This window comes from Sulfurimonas limnophila, assembly GCF_059705345.1.
Genome location: NZ_AP046127.1, coordinates 1,427,624 through 1,444,729, shown reverse-complemented (window position 1 = coordinate 1,444,729; position 17,106 = coordinate 1,427,624). Strand labels below are relative to the sequence as shown.

The window sequence follows — 17,106 nt, the reverse complement described above, 5'->3', positions numbered from 1 at the left end:
TTTTACTCCTCGTAAACCCCAAGTAGGGCCTCTTTATTTAAAACTGTTATCTTTGTATTTTTAGAGTCTATTATATTGTCTCTCTTTAGTCTATTTAAAACTCTTGAGAGTGTTTCAGGCTGAATATTTAAAATAAGAGAAATTTCTGTTCTCTTAAGAGAGTTAAACATATCTAAATCATCATGAAGCATCATGGCAACCTTTGCTACGGAAGTAAATATAAACTCTCTATTTATTAGTGATTGTAACTGTTGGGATTTTAGAATTACCTCATTAGTAAATTCTAAACATAGAAGCCCTTTTGATAAAAAATGCTCTTTAAATTTTTTATAATCAATTGCAACTATTTTTGAATCCTCTATGAGCGAGACGTTTGAAAAAGATAAAAGAGTCTCTTTTTTAAAGCTTGAAACATCTGAGATTAGCGATGGTGCATAGATATAGTGGAGAAAAATTTCATTATTATGCTTGTCAATTTTATAAGCTTTTGCAACGCCCTCTAGTAAAAAAAGCAAAGAAGTGTTTTGTGTTTTTTCATAATAAACAATATACTCTTTCTCATATGTTCCAATTGAGCTAAAGGATGCAACAGTTTCTAACTCTTCATCATTGAGAGAAGAGAAAAAATCCAAAGAGGAGATAATATTTTTTAAAAGCACGACTTTTATTTACTACTCAAAGATTTGAACAACTCTTATTGTCTATATCAAATCTAAACAACTCATTTTTACTTTTTGCACTGATATAGATATATAAAATATTGATATTTGCCTCTAAAAAACGCTTAGAACTTCTGCATATACCTATAGTTACAGCTTCTTTCATTCTGCTATGATCTTCTTTTTTAACAAAATCATCGCTTTTTGGAGTTGCATCAATCTCGAAGCTATAAACTAAAGTAGTCTCTTGAGCTTCAATTTTTACAAGTTTTGTATGTTTGTCTATTGTTTGTGGAACTGTTTTTGACAGCTCTTCAGCTGCAAGTTTAGTTATTTGAACATTTTGTTTTTGCATATTTTGTGTTGAGAGTTCTTGACTTCTTATATCAGAAGCAAATATGATGATAGGAGATAAAACAGATAAGATAGTGAGTAAAATTTTCATATTTTCTCTTTTTGTATTGTATTTTAAAAATGACCCCACAATTTAGTGGGGAAGGAGAAGAAGATAGAATTAATCTTGTTGTATTCTCATATAAGAGGGAATATCTAAATGGCTACCATCTAAATCCCCGCCTACAACAAGTCTTGGACGAATTTTTTGAATATGTGAAGAAGCCTCATTTACAAAATTTTCGTTATTTGTTACAGTTTTTAAATCTTTCTCAAATCCAGTTGCAATAATAGTTATTTTTACATAATCTTCAGGAAGAGATTCATCTGTTGATGTACCAAATATTACATCAGCATCTTCATGTGCGCTCTCTTGAACTACAATCATAGCATCTGAAATTTCCATCATAGGGAAGTTTGGATGCATGTTGAAGTGAACAAGAACACCCATCGCACCGTTGATTGAAACATTGTCAAGAAGAGGAGACTCAATCGCAGCTTTAATTGCTTCATAAGCAGCATTTTCTCCCTCATGCTCACCAACACCCATTAGTGCCATACCTTTATGGCTCATAACTGTTTTTAAGTCAGCAAAGTCAAGGTTTATATCATCATTCCCATTTGATAATATAACACCAGCAGTTCCGCTTACAGCTTGAGCTAAAACACCATCTACTATTTTAAAACTATCTTTGATTCCAAGTTTTCTGTCTATTATCGAGAGAAGTTTATCGTTAGGAATTACAACTATTGAGTCACTCTCTTTTTTAAGTTCTTCAAGTCCAGCTTTTGCAAGTTTTAATCTTTTTGGAGCTTCAAACATAAACGGTTTGGTAACGATAGAAATTGTAAGAGCATCAACTTCCTTAGCGATTTTAGCAACAATAGGAGCAGCGCCAGTACCAGTTCCACCGCCAAGACCAGCAGATATAAAGACTATATCAGCACCATCAAGTGCATTTTTAATCTCTTCATAACTCTCAAGAGCAGACTCTCTACCAACTTCAGGTTTCATTCCAGCACCAAGGCCTTTTGTAAGCTTTGTTCCTATTTGAATAGTTGTTGCATTTGTAGAATCTTTTAAAGCCTGTGCATCAGTATTTACCATTATCATCTCAATACCAGTAACACCATTGTTAATCATATGGCTAATCATATTTCCACCACCACCACCAACGCCAACAGCAACAATTCTTGCACCACTAATTTTACGTGCTTCTTCGATTAAAAATTCCATATCTTCTCCTTAAAATAACTGGGTTGCCCAGTTCCAAAATTTACTAAATGTTCCAGCTTCGTCTTTTTTCTTCTCTTTTTTCAATCCAAGATTAATCATCATATTTTTTGTATCTTGCTCAAATGGCGGAGTTGGGGTATGAATCTCTTCTCTTAGGTTGATACTAGGCGCTTGTTCTTCAAATACTTCATTTGAGTGTCTTACTCTTCTGTTTACATCTATCTCATAAAGAGTATATGCAGATGCAGCGTAGATAACAAGACCTATCGCGCTTGAATACTCTGGTGAACGAAGATTGTCAAAGAGTCCATGCATCTCTTTTGGTTTTGCCAGTCTAACAGGAACTGAACCAAAAGTAGCAACAGCCAACTCTCTAATCCCTTCCATTTGTGAAAATCCACCAGTTAGAACAACTCCAGCTCCCATTTTATCCTTAAGTCCGCTGTTTTCTATAAACTGAGCTAAAATCATGAGTGTCTCTTCCACTCTTGCATAGATAACATTATGGACCACTTCAAGTGATACTTCATGCGTTGCACTCTCGTTTCCTATTATAGGAAGTTCTATTAAATCATTGCTTGGTGCCAAAAGTGAACCATATGTAAGTTTTACATTGTCAGCAATATTTAGTGGAGTATGAAGAGCCATTGATAAATCACTTGTAACATGGCTTGAACCAACACCTAAAAAGTCGTTATATCTTATTGAATTTCCTGAGTGGATAACAATGTTGCTTGTATTTCCGCCCATATCAATAAGCGCTACACCTAGCTCTTTTTCATCACTATTTAATGTTGCGATAGAAGAGGCATATCCAGCTAAAACTATGTTATCAACTTCAACACCAGCTCCACGAACTGCTTTTCTTAGGTTGTTAAGGTTTGATTTTTGTGTTGTTATAATGTGTGTATCAACTTCAAGTCTTGAAGCATTCATTCCAAGTGGATCTTCTATGTAGTCTTGATCATCTACCTTAAAGTTATAAGGAAGTGCATGAAGAACTTCATACTCATTTGGTATATTTGCATTGTATAAAGAAGCTTGCATTACGCGCTCTATCTCTTTAAAGCTAACTTCTTTATTTTGGATATTTACTATTCCGCTTGAATTTAAACTTTTTGTGTAAGCACCAGATATAGAAACTATCGCAGTCTTTACTTCTGTTCCAGATACTCGTTTTGCATCATTTAATGCAGTTCTTATAGACTTTGAGGCAAGTTCTATATTTGTAATACTTCCTCGTTTGAGACCTTGTGCTTTACAAACACCAGCTCCCGTTATAGATATCGATTTATCACTGCTGATTTCAGCAATAATTGCACATATCTTTGTTGAACCTATATCTATGGCTAAAACATTTCTGCTCAACTTATAGTCCTTTGATGAAAATCTCAGTTTTGTACTTGTTTTGAAGGTTTTTAATCAGACCTTCATTGAATATAGCACTCTTTAATCTAACAATCGAGTTGTTTGGATTAGTGTTAGTGTTGTTTAGCAATTTTTGTTCCAAAACGTTATACATAACAACAGTTCCACTCTCTAAACTAACATATCCTCTTTTATCTTGAGAGGTAAAGAGAAGAGATAAGAATTCATCAGCCTCATCTTTAGTTAAATCTGTTAGTACGTTAGAGTCATTTGCTGTTATAAAATCGGTTATTTTTCCATTAAATGTAGCAAAAGAGTTTTTTGCTAACAATATTAATTTTTCTCTTTTTTGTTCACTTAAATAAATTGGCAAAATTTCACTTTTAGCTTCTTCGTAACTCTTAGGTTTTGCTTGATTTATGTTCACAAGTTCAAATGTAAAGTAGTTCCCTTCAACCATAACAGGTTTTGAAAAAGGAGACGCAGATGTAAGTTTTGAAATAATCTCAAGAGCCTCTATGCCAAAACTGTTATTTGAAGCAGAGATTATTGTACTTTGTACCTCTGAAGCTTCAACTTCTCCTTTTTTATATGAAACATATTTCTTTAGAGCCTCTTTTTTTGACTCTTTAGCATCTAGTTCAAATTTTATTTTATCTTTCGCATCTTCAAAGGCTAAAATTTTCCCTTCTTTGTCTTTTAGAGATGCTTTGTTTTCAATATAGTAATCATTTAATGTTTTATCATCATACTCATTAGATATTTTTTCATGCTTTATGTATTTTATCTCATAACTAACTTCACTCATAAAGTTATTTTGCATCTTTTCCCAAAATGGCTTCAAAGATTCATCAGATGTATCAAGTGTGATTTGAGTTGTATTTAAAACTTTGTAGTCAATTTTATCAGCAATACTAATCGCAGTGTCTAAAATTTTATTTTCACTATCTTTTGCTTCAATTGGCAATAAAGAGAGAGTTTTTTTAATTAAAATCTCTTTTTTAACATCAGCTTCAAACTCTTTTAGCTTGATATTATTTTTTGAGAGAACATCTTTATATAAATCTTTATCAAAAGCACCATCTTTCAAAAAGTACTCTTTAGATGTTATCTCTTTTAAAAGCTCTTCATCACTAACTTCAAGAGAGTATGATTTTGCAAGATTTAAAACAAGGGCTTGTTGTGTTAGGAAGTTTAGAGCTTGAGACTGCAATCCAAAGCTTTTTGCTTTTTCTTCATCAAATTCACCTTTAAACATCTGTGCGTATTGAGCATAAAGATTTGAGTAACTTTTTTGAAGTTCACCCATTGTTATCTCAACAGTTCCAACTTTTGCTACAGCACCAGCTTTGTCTCCATAGCTGTATTGACCCCAGCCAACAAATCCAGCACCAACAAAAGCGATAGTAGAAATCCAGATAGTAATAATGAGATATTTTTTATGTTTTTGCATCCATGTAATCATTGAGTTTAGAGCCTTGTGCGTGATATTTTTGTAATTTTATGTAAATTCGCATTAAACCTTGATAAAGTACAGTTTTAGCGCTAGAAAATAGTTGGCTTGTTAAACTAAGAGAAGTGTAAATTAAAAGATAGTAGAATCATACAACATATAGTAAAAAGGACTTTTTATGAAAGATATTGAGAAATACTTAAATATTGAAAAAGAGCTTCCAAAATTGCCAAAGGTGCTTTTAAATACAATTCAATCTGATGTTTTAGAACTAAAAATGATTGATAAAAAATGTAAAAAATATCTTGACTCATGCTCTAAAATAGCTGAACTTAAAGATGCTTATTATGTTGTTTATTCAAAATATATTGATAAAGCTGATCATCAATATGAAAAATTTATATTTTTAGGTGAAGATGGTGAAGAACTCTTTAATCTTAGTGGGGTTGAGATAGAGCTGTATGGTTTACTAACTTGTACAAACTTAAAGCTTACGCATGAGTATAAAGCAGCAATTTCTAAATGAATAATACAGAGCTAAAAAAAAGAGATTTAGCTGTTTTATGGCACCCATGTACTCAGATGAAAGACCATGAAACGATACCTCTTATCCCTATAAAAAAAGCTCATGGCGTATATTTAGAAGATTTTGATGGAAATGTTTATATCGATGCTATTAGCAGTTGGTGGGTTAATATTTTTGGACACACTAACAGTTATATAAATGAGAAGATAAAAGAGCAGTTAGATACGCTAGAACACGTAATTTTAGCTGGGTTTACACATGAGCAGGTTGTTAGATTGTCAGAGAGGTTAGTTAAACTAACTTCTGATGGATTAGAAAAATGTTTTTACGCAGATAATGGCTCAAGTGCAGTTGAAGTTGCCCTGAAGATGAGCTTTCATACGCATAAAAATAACTCGAAAGAGAAAAATATTTTTGTTTCACTAACTAACTCTTATCACGGAGAGACAATCGGCGCACTTAGTGTTGGAGATGTTAAACTCTACAAAGATACATATAAACCACTTTTAATTGAGACTATTCAAACGCCTGTGCCAAAAGATATGAGTATAGAAGCAGCAAAAGAAGCTGCAATTGAGTTTGAAAAACTATGCGAAAAAAGAGCTAAAGAGATTAGCGCAATCATCTTAGAACCACTTATTCAAGGCGCTGGATATATGCATATGTATCATAAAGAATTTTTAGTTTTAGTGCGAGAAATATGCAACAGATATGATGTGCATCTTATAGCAGATGAAGTAATGGTTGGCTTTGGAAGAAGCGGTGAGATGTTCGCATGTAATAGCGCTAACATAACACCAGACTTTCTTGTTTTATCAAAAGGGCTAACTGGAGGCTATCTTCCACTCTCTGTTGTACTAACAACAGATAAAATATATAATTCATTTTATTGCGATTATAGTGAAAATAAGGCATTTCTACACTCTCATAGCTATACTGGAAATGCACTTGCGTGTGCTGCTGCCAATGCAACTTTAGATATTTTTGAAAATGAAAATATTATAGAAAAAAATAGAGAAATAGCAAACTACATGGCAGAAGAGCTTTTAAAGTTTAAAACTCTTAAAAATATCTCATCAATCAGACAAACAGGAATGGTTTGTGCAGTTGAACTTAAAGGGTATGACTCAAAGGATAGAGTAGGGCTTAGAGTTTATGAATATGGCTTAAAAAATGGTGTTTTACTACGTCCACTTGGGCATGTAGTTTATTTTATGCCACCATATGTTATCAAAAAAGATGAGATAAAAAAGATGATGCAAGTTGCGTATGAAGCTATAGAGAGACTTTATTAATCAAAAGAGGAGTCTTTTTGTGCATTGTCTAAAAGGAGAAGTCTGCAACTTTTCTCTAAAATTGCAATTTTTTTTGCCATCTCATGGATATCTCTATTGTAGGTATAAACCCCATATCCGCGAATAACCATAATATCACTTTTTTTACTTTGAAAATAGTAAGCGATTTCGCTACTAGCACGTTCATACCAATCATCAAAACTTCTAGGGTCTATTATATCAATAGAACCTATTTCGTTATATCCAAAATAGTCTCTTGGAATTATCATATTGTGGTCAAGTGAGTATGCTGTTGTAAATGGTGGCATACTAAAGCAGATAAATTTTGCATCAGATATTTGAGAGTAGATACTAAAATGAATGTTAGAATCTATACTTGCTTGATTCCATCTATAATCTTTTTTATAATAAAGCTCAATAAGCGAAGAGTCGTCAAGCGCATCAAAAATAGCCTCTTTTGTATTAATAATGAAGCGGTTTGATTCTGTTTTTGCAGATATTGAACCATGGAAAATACCAAAAAAATCTTTTCTAAACATTGACAGTGCTAAAGAAGAGAGTTTCCCTTTTAGATGCTCTTTATTCATTTGGTATCTCCAATTATTTTATTTAAACCAGTTTTTCATCTTATCAATTGCTGAATCTAATACACTCTCGTGTGGTTTAGACTCTATACCAAAAGAGTCTTGGAGCTTACTGAGTAATGCTCTTTGCTCATCACTTAGTTTTTTAGGATATGTTATATTTACTTGAGCAATCAAGTTTCCTTTTCCATGCCCATGAACGTCATCTACACCTTCACCCTTAAAGACAAAATGTTGCTTGTCTTTTGTTCCAATATCAAGTTTTAGTTCTAACTCACCAGTTAAAGATGGGATATTGAGTGTCTCTCCTGCAACTGCTTGAGTAAAAAATACTGGAATAGCAATATAAACATCATTCCCTTCTCTTTGAAAGTGTTTATCAGCTTTTACACTAAAAGTGACATATAAGTCACCTCTTGTGCCACGTTTACCAATATTTCCTTTGCCAGATACTCTAAGGCGGTTGCCATCATCAATACCTTTTGGAACCTTTATAGTTACATTTCCTTTCTCTTCATGGTAGCCCTTTGCGTTACAGCTATCACATGGAGCTGATGGAGCAGAACCTGTTCCTTGACATGTTGGACAAGTCTGAGAAAATGTCATAAATCCTTGCTTCATAAATACTTGACCTTGCCCTCTACACGCAGAACAAGTGGAGAGTTTGCCATCTTTTGCGCCAGTTCCACTACAACTTTTACAAGAGTTTTTATACTTAAACTCTATATCTTTTTCACATCCAAAAATTGCCTCATTGAAGCTAATTTTCATATCTACATTCATATCAAGATTATATTTTTCCATGTCCGCAGGATTTTGACGACGACGTGATGAACCACCGCCAAATCCATTAAACATCTCTTCAAACATAGAGCCTAAATCATCAAAACCACCAGATGAACGTCCACGACTACCCATTCCAGAGAGTCCTTCTTTGCCATATCTGTCATAGATACTTTTTTGCTTATCATCACTTAAGCATTGATACGCTTCGTTGCATAACTTAAATTTGTGCTCAGCTTGGCTATCTCCTTGATTTTTATCAGGATGATATATCTTAGCCATCTTTCTGTAAGCTTTTTTTATTGTTGTTTGATCTGCATCTCGTGAAATTTCTAAAATTTCGTAATAGCTTAAATCTTGCATATTATAATTAATATCCCTACTTTTTAGAATTTTTTGAAATTATATCGTTAAATATTTAATGTACGTATGCTTAGTTTGATTTGGTATAATTGCACTTATGAAAAAAAATATACTTTACTTAATCGCAATTTTACTACTTGTCGGATGTTCTAAAGAACCAAAAATGCCAATTTCTGAGCCTATTATAGTAGAGCCTATAATTACAAAAATAGAAGAAGCCAAACCAATAAAAATCACATTTGCTACCATGCCAAATACTGAATTTATTAAAAGCAGTTTTGAAGAACTCCCAGATTGGGAGAGTGAAGATTATAGAGATGCTCTAAGCTCTTTTGTAAATAGCTGTAACACTACAAAAACAAAGACACTTTATAAAGAGTTATGCCAAGAAGCAAATAGCGTCAACGATGCAAAAAGTTTTTTTATAGAAAACTTTCTACCTTATCAAGTTGATATGACAAAAAATGATGGTGATGGACTCTTAACAGGCTATTATGAACCTCTTTTAAAAGGTTCTTTGAAAAAAAAAGCGCCTTATGTCTATCCAGTTTATTCAACTCCGAGAGACCTTTTAGTTGTTGATTTTGTGGAGCAGTATCCAGAACTAAAAAATTATAGATTAAGAGGGCGCAAAGAAGGGAACAAAGTAGTTCCATATTACTCAAGAAAAGAGTTAAGCAAACGAAAAATAGATGCTGATATCGTCTGTTATGTAGATAACAGAATAGATCTGTTCTTTTTAGAAGTACAAGGTTCAGGAAGAGTTTTACTAGAGAGCGGAGAGATGATTTATGTCGGTTTTGATAATCTAAATGGATATAAATATAGCTCTATCGGAAAATACCTCATAAATGCAGGTGAGATGAGCTATGCCGAAGCTTCTATGGGTGGGATTAAAGATTGGTGTGACAAAAATCCATCACGTGTAGATGAGCTTTTATATCATAATGAATCTATGGTATTTTTTAAGAAAAAAGAGAAACCTGCCTCTGGTGCTTTGGGTGTAGTTTTAACACCAAATCGCTCTGTTGCAGTTGATAAAAGCTATTTGCCACTTGGAAGCATGCTATATATGAGTGCAGATACAAAAGAGAAAGATTTAAATAGAATCGTAATAGCTCAAGATACAGGCGGAGCTATAAAAGGCAGTGTTAGGGCAGATCTGTTTTTTGGTTATGGAGATGAAGCTGGAAGAAGCGCAGGAAAGCTAAAAGCACCTCTAAAACTATGGATTTTATTGCCTAAAAAAGAGTCTTGATAGATGAGTGAGAGTTTAGAGAAGTTTAATAAGCTTGTTGAAGCATTTCAAGAACTTCCAACAATTGGTAAAAAGTCTGCGATAAGACTCGCTTATCATATAGTTATGAAAAATAGTTTTGTAGGTATAAAAATAGCTCATGCCATAGAAGAAGCACTTGGAAGCATAAAGCAGTGCGCTTCATGCGGTGGCATGAGTGAAGATGAGCTCTGCTTTATCTGCTGTGATGAGAGTAGAGATGAGACGCTCCTTTGTATAGTAGAAAATGCAAAAGACATTCTTCTTTTAGAAGAAAACAGACTCTTTGATGGGAGATATTTTGTTTTGGACTCTTTGGAAAACTTTAATCTATCAGGCTTAGAGAGGTTGGTTGAGAGTGGAGTAAAAGAGATTGTTTTTGCATTAACACCATCTATTGCAAATGATGCAGTGATGTTATATATTGAAGATAAATTAAGTAATTTTACTATAAACTTCTCAAAAATTGCTCAGGGTGTACCGACTGGGGTAAGTTTAGAAAATATTGATTTGTTGTCTCTTAGCAGAGCGTTAACAGATAGGGTGAGGGTGTGAAAATGAGAATAATTTTAGTAGTGTTTGCTATGTTGCTTCTTGGACTTAGCGGATGTAGTTCTAAAAACATTGAAGAACCAAAAGAGACTTCTATCGAGCATACTCAAGACAGCGAGCTTGACTCATTTAGCGATGAGATGGAAGTAAAAGAGATTTATGATCCACTAAGCGGTTACAATAGAGTTATGACAAGCTTTAATGATGGTGCTTATGATTATGTTTTAAAACCTGTTTCAACTGGATATTCAAATCTATTTCATGTTGAAATTCGTAGAAGTGTTGATAACTTTTTTAACAATATCTATTTTCCAATTCGTTTTGTAAATAATATCTTGCAGGGCAAATTTTATTATTCAATGCAAGAGAGTGAAAGATTTGTTATAAATACAACAATTGGTTTAGTTGGACTTTTTGATCCAGCAAAGAGCTACTTTGAGATAGAAGCACACAAAGAGGACTTTGGACAAACACTAGGCTTTTATGGAGTAGGTGGCGGACCTCATATAGTACTGCCTCTTCTTGGACCATCAAATTTAAGAGATTTTGCAAGTATGTACCCTGATTCATTCTTGACGTTTATTGATTACGATGAAAGAAGCTATTGGACTCTTACAGATACTCCAGCAGAGTATATCGGAGCAAAATCTTTTGAGTATATAAATTATATATCTTTAAACAAAGATAGATATGAGAAGATGAGAGAAGATGCGGTTGATCTTTATCCATATTTGAGAGATATTTATGAACAACGCAGAGATAAGCAGATTAAGGAGTAGAGTTGAGAAGTATTTATAAAGTTTTTTTTCTATTATTGGGAATGTTTTTCTTTACACAGGGTTTGATTGCTGATGAACAAACGGAATTAAAAAAACATTTTTTAAGTAAAATTGATGAAGTGATTTTGATTGTTGAAGATAAAAAATTATTAAAAGACGAGAGAAATGCAAATATTGTAAAAACTTTAACTCCAATGTTTGATTTTAAACTTATGGCAAAACTGAGCCTTGGAAATAGATGGAAGGAACTATCTCAGGCAGATAAAGATAAATTTGTAGAGCTTTATGTCCATAGAATGAAACAATCATACTCTTCAAAGATAGATGCTTATAAAGATGAGAAAGTTGAAATAAAAGAGATACAACAGCCAAAAGAAGACAGAATAGCCTTGATAACTGACCTTATAAGTAAGCAAGACAAGCTAGAGATTGTCTATAAATTTCACAAACCAAAAAAACAACTTGAGAGTAAGGATAACTGGCTGGTTTATGATGTAGAGATACTTGGAGTGAGTATTTTAAAAACAGATATAGCGCAATTTAAAGAGTTCTTACAAACAAAAACCATAACAGCACTTATGGACGCTTTATCAAAGCAATCATAAGTAAAAATGCTACATAATTTATATAAAAACTATCTATTAAAATTTCCAAAAATTATCCTTTCTTTTGTGGCTGTTTTTGTAGTAGTTATGGCATTTTTTGCCATAAAACTTGAAATTGATGCAAGTGCAGAGACACTGTTACTTGAAGATGATAAGGATTTAGAGTTTTCAAGAGATGTAGCAAAGCGCTTTGAAACATCAAACTCTTTAGTTATAACATACACAACAAAAGATGATCTGCTAAGTCAAGAAAATATTGATAATATAAAAGAGTTAAGCAGGTATATAAAAACTCTAAATATTGTAGAGTCTATAAACTCTATCGTAAATGTGCCGCTTTTACAGTCTCCACCGATTCCGCTAAAAGAGCTTCTAAAAGATATACCAACACTTGAATCTAAAGGTATAGACAAAGAGCTGGTAAGAGATGAGTTTTTAAGCAGTGCTGTATATAAGAAAAATCTAGTTAGCGAAGATTTTACAACTACAGCACTTATGGTAAATCTTAAAAGAGACGAGAACTATTTTTCACTTATCAATGAAAGAGATAGTTATGTTAAATTAAAGAAAGATAGAGCTTTAAGAGATGAAGAGAAGGTAGCATATAAAAATGCCTCAATAGAGTTAAAAAAATATAGAGATATTTTAAGAGAAGATAATCATAAAACAGTAGTTGATTTAAGAAAAATTATTGTTGATTTTGAAAAAAATCACCCAAATATAGAGCTTCATTTAGGTGGAGTGGAAATGATAGCTGATGATATGGTCGAGTTTGTCAAGTATGACTTAAAGACTTTTGGCTTTATGATTGTTGTACTTTTGATAATAATTTTATATATTTTATTAAAAGAGGTTAAGTGGGTTGCGATTGCACTCCTAATCTGTACTGTTTCACTTATCGTAACAAGTGGCTTTCTCGGTCTCTTTGGGCTAGAGATTACTGTAGTTTCATCTAACTTTATATCACTGCAGCTTATTATGAATATGTCTTTAGTTGTCCATTTGGTTATACGATATAAAGAGCTGCTTTTAGAGACTCCAGATGAGCCGCAAGAGAACTTAGCGATGCAAACTATTCTCTCAATGGGCAAACCTTCTCTATTTGTTGTTTTAACTACAATCGCTGGATTTAGCTCTTTGGTTTTTAGTGGTATTTTGCCAGTTATAAACTTTGGTTGGATGATGAGTGGCGGAATAGTTGTCTCACTTTTAATTACATACACTCTTTTTCCAATTACGCTTCTGTTTTTAAAGAAAAAAGAGCCTCAAGCACTAAAAGAAGAGGAAGAGTTATTTACATATAAAGTTGCGCATATAGCAAATAGCTATAAAAAAAGTATCTTATTTTTAACTCTTTTAGTCATGTTTTTTTCTATTTCAGGCGCTATGAAACTTAGAGTTGAGAACAGTTTTATTGACTATTTTAAAAAGGATACGCAGATCTATCAAGGTATGGCTATTATTGATAAAAAGCTTGGTGGAACAACACCTCTTGATGTTATATTAACGTTTAAAGATGGCAGTGACACAGTAGAAAATGTACACGTTATAACTCCTGATGAAGATGCTGAGTTAGACTCTTTTTCTGATGAATTTCAAGAGCAAGAGGGTGATAGGGAGCAGTACTGGTTCACTCAAAATAAGATGAGAAAGATAAAAGAGGTGCATGAGTACCTTGAATCTCTTGAAGCTGTTGGAAAAGTACTCTCGCTCTCAACCGCAGGAGAGGTCTTAAAGGTACTAAACAACAATCAAGAGGCTGATGGCTTAACTTTGGCTCTTATGTATAAAAAACTACCACTTGAGTATAAAAAAATAATATTGACACCATATGTAGATATTCAAAATAATCAAGTAAGAATAAGCACTAGAATAATTGACTCAATGGCTAATCTTAAACGAGATGAACTGATAAAAAAAATAAATCATGACTTAAATGGTATGCTAAATAAAGAGTATGAAGAGCACAAAGTATCTAATCTGTTAGTGATGTATAACAACATGCTTCAATCACTCTACTACTCTCAAATAAAAACGATAGGAGTTGTAGTAGTAATACTCTTTTTAATGTTTTTAATCCTCTTTAGAAGCCTTAAAGTAGCGTTTATCGCTATGATTGCAAATATAGTTCCAGTTGGCGTTATTTTTGGTTTTATGGGATGGATGAATATTCCACTTGATATGATGACTATAACGATTGCTGCTATTAGTTTAGGAATTGCAGTTGATGATACTATCCACTATATCTATCGCTACTCTTTACTTTATCGTAAATCAAAAGATGCAACTGCTTCTATGTTTAGTGCGCATGAGAGTATAGGTACGGCTATGTTTTATACATCAGCTATCATCATGGTTGGTTTTTCTGTTTTACTCTTCTCAAACTTCTATCCAACTATCTATTTTGGGCTATTAACTATGATTGCTATGTTTATGGCAATAGTCGCAGATTTACTGCTTTTGCCCGCATTAATTCTTCTGTTTGGTATTTAAAAATTTGTACATAACTTTTTTGAATTTTGATGTACAATTCGTTTCATTTTCATAGGAAGTACATTGAAATATATTCTAGTTTCGCTACTGCTCGCTTCGCTTCTCCAAGTTTTTTTATGGCTAAATAACGATAAGAAATTTATAACTCCCCCAGATGCTGATAACATCATAGAATCACTCTCTTATGCCCCTTATCAAAAAGGCAATGAGAAAGAGATGCTCAGCAATGAAGAGGTTATTAGAGATTTGACTCTTTTAAAAAAGTTTACAAATACGGTCCGTCTCTACTCTGCTGATGATTCACAAAGAGTTATGCCTCACTTAAAGGCGCTTGGTATGAAAGCACATATGGGTCTTTGGCTCTCTGGAGATGTTGAAGATAATGAAAGAGAGATAGCTCTAGCAAAAAGCTTAATTGCAGAGTGTCATGAAAGTCTTATATCTGTCATTGTTGGAAATGAGGTTCTTCTTCGTGATGATTTAAATCCTGATGAGCTAATAGCGCATATTAGAGATTTTAAAGAGTTTATAACTTTGATACAAAAAGTAGATAGAGATGCAAGAGAAAAAGTAATTCAAGAAGAGATAGCAAAAGAGAAAAATAGAAAAGTAAGAGCTAAAAAACTAAAAGAGGCAAAAGCAAACAGTGCTAAAGAAGAGAAACATACTATCTTATTAACAACGGCTGAAATCTGGAATATGTGGTTGCTATATCCATATTTGGCAGATGAAGTTGATTTTATAACTATACATATACTTCCATATTGGGAGAAGATAAAAGCTGAGAGTTTTGAGCCATTCTTTAATGAGAAATACAAAAAAATAAGAGATGCACATCCTAAAAAACCTATCTTTGTTGGCGAGTTTGGATGGCCTAGTCAGGGTTATAACAACCAAGCATCAGTTGCAAACCCACAAAATCAAGCGATGGTTGTTAGAAGATTTTTGGGACTGGCGAAAGAGAAGGGCTTTAGCTATAACCTTCTTGAAGCATTTGATCAGCCTTGGAAAGGGGTTGATGAGGGAAGCGTTGGTCAGTATTGGGGTATTTTTGACGCTAACCGTAATCTAAAGTTTGAGTTTCAAGGCGAAGTTTTAGTAGAACCATTTTGGTTTATGCAGATGGTTGCAGCGGCAATGATTGGAGCTATACTAACATTTTTTGGACTTAGGAATCAAAATATAAACTTCTTGCATGCAATGACATATGGTCTAGCAGCACAGGGTATCTCTTTTGGTATCGTTATGTCAGCTGTTTATCCGTTTGTCCACTACATGAATTTTGGAACATGGGTTATGTGGGGGATGGGTTCTATTTTGATGGTACCTCTTACTTTGATAACTCTAGCAAAGGCAAATGAGCTATTTAAATGTACAATTGGAAGACCTCCAAAGAGACTTATTCCTCTTGACTTAAAGTCAGATCACGTTCCTTTTGTAAGTATACATGTACCAGCATACAAAGAACAGCCAGATGTTTTAAAAGAGACGCTTGAAGCCCTTGCAAACCTAAAATATACAAATTATGAAGTGTTAGTTATTATCAACAATACACCTGAAGAGTTTTATAAAGAGCCCATAAAAGAGCTTTGCCAAGAGCTTGGAGAGAGATTTGTATATCTTGATATTGAATGTACAGGTTTTAAAGCGGGAGCTCTAAACAGAGCTTTAGAATTTACAAACCCAGAGTGTGAAATATTGGCTGTTATCGATGCTGATTATGTTATAAAGCCAAGTTGGCTCGTAGAGTTAGTCCCGATTTTTGATGATGCAAAAGTAGCTCTTGTTCAAGCTCCACAAGATCACAGAGATGGAAATGAATCACTTCTTAAAACGGCTATGAATGCCGAATATGCTGGTTTCTTTGATATAGGAATGGTTGAGCGTAATGAAGAAAATGCAATAGTAGCACATGGAACTATGATAATGGTGCGCAAGAGTGCTTTTGATGAAGTAGGGCAGTGGAACACTGATACGATAGTTGAGGATAGTGAACTAGGCCTTAGACTCTTTGAAGCAGGTTATATAGGACACTACACAAACCGAAGATATGGACATGGACTACTTCCAGACACTATTGAAGCGTTTAAAAATCAGAGACATCGCTGGGCTTATGGTGCTGTACAGATTCTAAAAAAACATTGGGACCATTTTAAGCCATCATCAAAAACATTGACTCGTTCGCAAAAACATCACTTTATAACAGGATGGTTTTTTTGGCTCTCTGATGCTCTAGGAACGGTTACGTCAATACTAAATATTGTCTGGGTTCCAGTAATTATATTTGTAGGCGTTACTATCCCTACGATTGCTCTTACAGTACCTATATTAACAGCTTTCTTGGTAAATGTAATCCACTCTTTTGTTCTTTATAGAACAAGAGTTGGAGCAAATTTTTACCATTCACTTCTTGGTGCAATTGCCGCGATGAGTTTACAACTTACAATTTTTAAAGCTGTTTATGATGGATTTGTTAAAGATAGACTTCCATTTAAGAGAACAGAAAAGGGCGGTAATAGTAAAAGAAGTGTTAGCAGTCCTGTAAAAAATGAGATTATCTTAGCATCACTTCTAATTGGCTCTTTTATTGCACTGATTATGACAAACCATCAAGCGATTATAGAGGTTTATATATTTTCTGCAACTATACTGATTCAGAGTATCCCGTATGTCTCTGCTATAATTCTTAGATTGATTGAGAAAAGTTCTTACAAAAAGGAAACTCTCTCATAATAAAAAA

15 protein-coding genes are annotated in these 17,106 nt (G+C 33.5%); 8 read left to right on the top strand and 7 right to left on the bottom strand.

Translation table 11 applies throughout. From position 1 onward, the window contains the following. Nucleotides 1-2: 2 nt before the first annotated feature. From AC6H33_RS07250 to AC6H33_RS07230, 5 genes are all read right to left on the bottom strand, one after another. Nucleotides 3-659, bottom strand: a complete 657-nt coding sequence (locus AC6H33_RS07250) for a Crp/Fnr family transcriptional regulator (protein ID WP_497604220.1) — start codon at nucleotides 657-659, stop codon at nucleotides 3-5. Nucleotides 660-675: 16 nt separating this feature from the next. Further along, nucleotides 676-1,104: a DUF8479 domain-containing protein gene (locus AC6H33_RS07245; RefSeq protein WP_497604219.1), complete on the bottom strand. Its 429-nt coding sequence runs from the start codon at nucleotides 1,102-1,104 to the stop codon at nucleotides 676-678. Nucleotides 1,105-1,173: 69 nt separating this feature from the next. Then, nucleotides 1,174-2,289: a cell division protein FtsZ gene (ftsZ, locus tag AC6H33_RS07240; protein ID WP_497604218.1), complete on the bottom strand. Its 1,116-nt coding sequence runs from the start codon at nucleotides 2,287-2,289 to the stop codon at nucleotides 1,174-1,176. Nucleotides 2,290-2,298: 9 nt separating this feature from the next. Beyond that, nucleotides 2,299-3,657 (bottom strand): cell division protein FtsA, encoded by a 1,359-nt coding sequence (ftsA, locus tag AC6H33_RS07235; RefSeq protein WP_497604217.1) that lies wholly within the window; start codon nucleotides 3,655-3,657, stop codon nucleotides 2,299-2,301. A 1-nt stretch (nucleotide 3,658) separates the two neighbouring features. Then, the gene (locus tag AC6H33_RS07230) at nucleotides 3,659-5,122 is read right to left on the bottom strand and encodes a peptidylprolyl isomerase (RefSeq protein ID WP_497604216.1); all 1,464 of its coding nucleotides are present in this window, start codon (nucleotides 5,120-5,122) and stop codon (nucleotides 3,659-3,661) included. 166 nt (nucleotides 5,123-5,288) lie between these two features. Here AC6H33_RS07230 and AC6H33_RS07225 point away from each other — a divergent pair, with 166 nt between their 5' ends. Both AC6H33_RS07225 and AC6H33_RS07220 read left to right on the top strand, forming a co-directional pair. Further along, entirely contained in the window at nucleotides 5,289-5,636 is a 348-nt protein-coding gene (locus AC6H33_RS07225) for a hypothetical protein (RefSeq protein WP_497604215.1), read from the top strand. After that, nucleotides 5,633-6,931: an adenosylmethionine--8-amino-7-oxononanoate transaminase gene (locus AC6H33_RS07220; protein ID WP_497604214.1), complete on the top strand. Its 1,299-nt coding sequence runs from the start codon at nucleotides 5,633-5,635 to the stop codon at nucleotides 6,929-6,931. Before AC6H33_RS07225 ends, AC6H33_RS07220 begins: the two co-directional genes overlap by 4 nt. Here the strand turns inward: AC6H33_RS07220 and AC6H33_RS07215 are convergent. Together AC6H33_RS07215 and dnaJ are read right to left on the bottom strand one after the other, a co-directional pair. Then, nucleotides 6,928-7,518, bottom strand: a complete 591-nt coding sequence (locus AC6H33_RS07215) for a class II aldolase and adducin N-terminal domain-containing protein (RefSeq protein ID WP_497604213.1) — start codon at nucleotides 7,516-7,518, stop codon at nucleotides 6,928-6,930. The genes AC6H33_RS07220 and AC6H33_RS07215 overlap by 4 nt on opposite strands. 18 nt (nucleotides 7,519-7,536) lie before the next feature. Next, nucleotides 7,537-8,661, bottom strand: coding sequence for a molecular chaperone DnaJ (gene dnaJ, locus AC6H33_RS07210; RefSeq protein ID WP_497604212.1), 1,125 nt, complete (start codon nucleotides 8,659-8,661; stop codon nucleotides 7,537-7,539). 97 nt (nucleotides 8,662-8,758) lie between these two features. On the opposite strand from dnaJ, the gene mltA reads away from it, so the two are divergent. The 6 genes from mltA (at nucleotide 8,759) to AC6H33_RS07180 (ending at nucleotide 17,099) form a co-directional block, all read left to right on the top strand. Continuing rightward, complete coding sequence (gene mltA / locus AC6H33_RS07205; protein ID WP_497604211.1) at nucleotides 8,759-9,919, top strand: murein transglycosylase A; 1,161 nt, start codon at nucleotides 8,759-8,761, stop codon at nucleotides 9,917-9,919. Between the two features lie 3 nt (nucleotides 9,920-9,922). Next, the gene (recR, locus tag AC6H33_RS07200) at nucleotides 9,923-10,492 is read left to right on the top strand and encodes a recombination mediator RecR (protein WP_497604210.1); all 570 of its coding nucleotides are present in this window, start codon (nucleotides 9,923-9,925) and stop codon (nucleotides 10,490-10,492) included. 2 nt (nucleotides 10,493-10,494) lie between these two features. Continuing rightward, on the top strand, nucleotides 10,495-11,268 hold the full coding sequence (locus tag AC6H33_RS07195) for an MlaA family lipoprotein (RefSeq protein ID WP_497604209.1): 774 nt from the start codon (nucleotides 10,495-10,497) through the stop codon (nucleotides 11,266-11,268). A gap of 2 nt (nucleotides 11,269-11,270) precedes the next feature. After that, on the top strand, nucleotides 11,271-11,873 hold the full coding sequence (locus AC6H33_RS07190) for a Tgt2/MlaC family protein (RefSeq protein WP_497604208.1): 603 nt from the start codon (nucleotides 11,271-11,273) through the stop codon (nucleotides 11,871-11,873). A 6-nt stretch (nucleotides 11,874-11,879) separates the two neighbouring features. Then, complete coding sequence (locus AC6H33_RS07185; RefSeq protein WP_497604207.1) at nucleotides 11,880-14,366, top strand: MMPL family transporter; 2,487 nt, start codon at nucleotides 11,880-11,882, stop codon at nucleotides 14,364-14,366. A gap of 63 nt (nucleotides 14,367-14,429) precedes the next feature. After that, on the top strand, nucleotides 14,430-17,099 hold the full coding sequence (locus AC6H33_RS07180; protein ID WP_497604206.1) for a glycosyltransferase family 2 protein: 2,670 nt from the start codon (nucleotides 14,430-14,432) through the stop codon (nucleotides 17,097-17,099). The last annotated feature ends 7 nt before the right edge of the window (nucleotides 17,100-17,106 follow it).

Excerpts from the sequence above, each read along its gene's own strand:
- AC6H33_RS07230 (WP_497604216.1), bottom strand. The coding sequence starts at position 5,122 with ATGATTACATGGATGCAAAAACATAAAAAATATCTCATTATTACTATC.
- AC6H33_RS07220 (WP_497604214.1), top strand. The coding sequence starts at position 5,633 with ATGAATAATACAGAGCTAAAAAAAAGAGATTTAGCTGTTTTATGGCAC.
- AC6H33_RS07185 (WP_497604207.1), top strand. The coding sequence starts at position 11,880 with ATGCTACATAATTTATATAAAAACTATCTATTAAAATTTCCAAAAATT.
- AC6H33_RS07225 (WP_497604215.1), top strand. The coding sequence starts at position 5,289 with ATGAAAGATATTGAGAAATACTTAAATATTGAAAAAGAGCTTCCAAAA.
- recR (WP_497604210.1), top strand. The coding sequence starts at position 9,923 with ATGAGTGAGAGTTTAGAGAAGTTTAATAAGCTTGTTGAAGCATTTCAA.
- dnaJ (WP_497604212.1), bottom strand. The coding sequence starts at position 8,661 with ATGCAAGATTTAAGCTATTACGAAATTTTAGAAATTTCACGAGATGCA.
- AC6H33_RS07195 (WP_497604209.1), top strand. The coding sequence starts at position 10,495 with ATGAGAATAATTTTAGTAGTGTTTGCTATGTTGCTTCTTGGACTTAGC.
- ftsZ (WP_497604218.1), bottom strand. The coding sequence starts at position 2,289 with ATGGAATTTTTAATCGAAGAAGCACGTAAAATTAGTGGTGCAAGAATT.
- AC6H33_RS07245 (WP_497604219.1), bottom strand. The coding sequence starts at position 1,104 with ATGAAAATTTTACTCACTATCTTATCTGTTTTATCTCCTATCATCATA.
- AC6H33_RS07215 (WP_497604213.1), bottom strand. The coding sequence starts at position 7,518 with ATGAATAAAGAGCATCTAAAAGGGAAACTCTCTTCTTTAGCACTGTCA.
- mltA (WP_497604211.1), top strand. The coding sequence starts at position 8,759 with ATGAAAAAAAATATACTTTACTTAATCGCAATTTTACTACTTGTCGGA.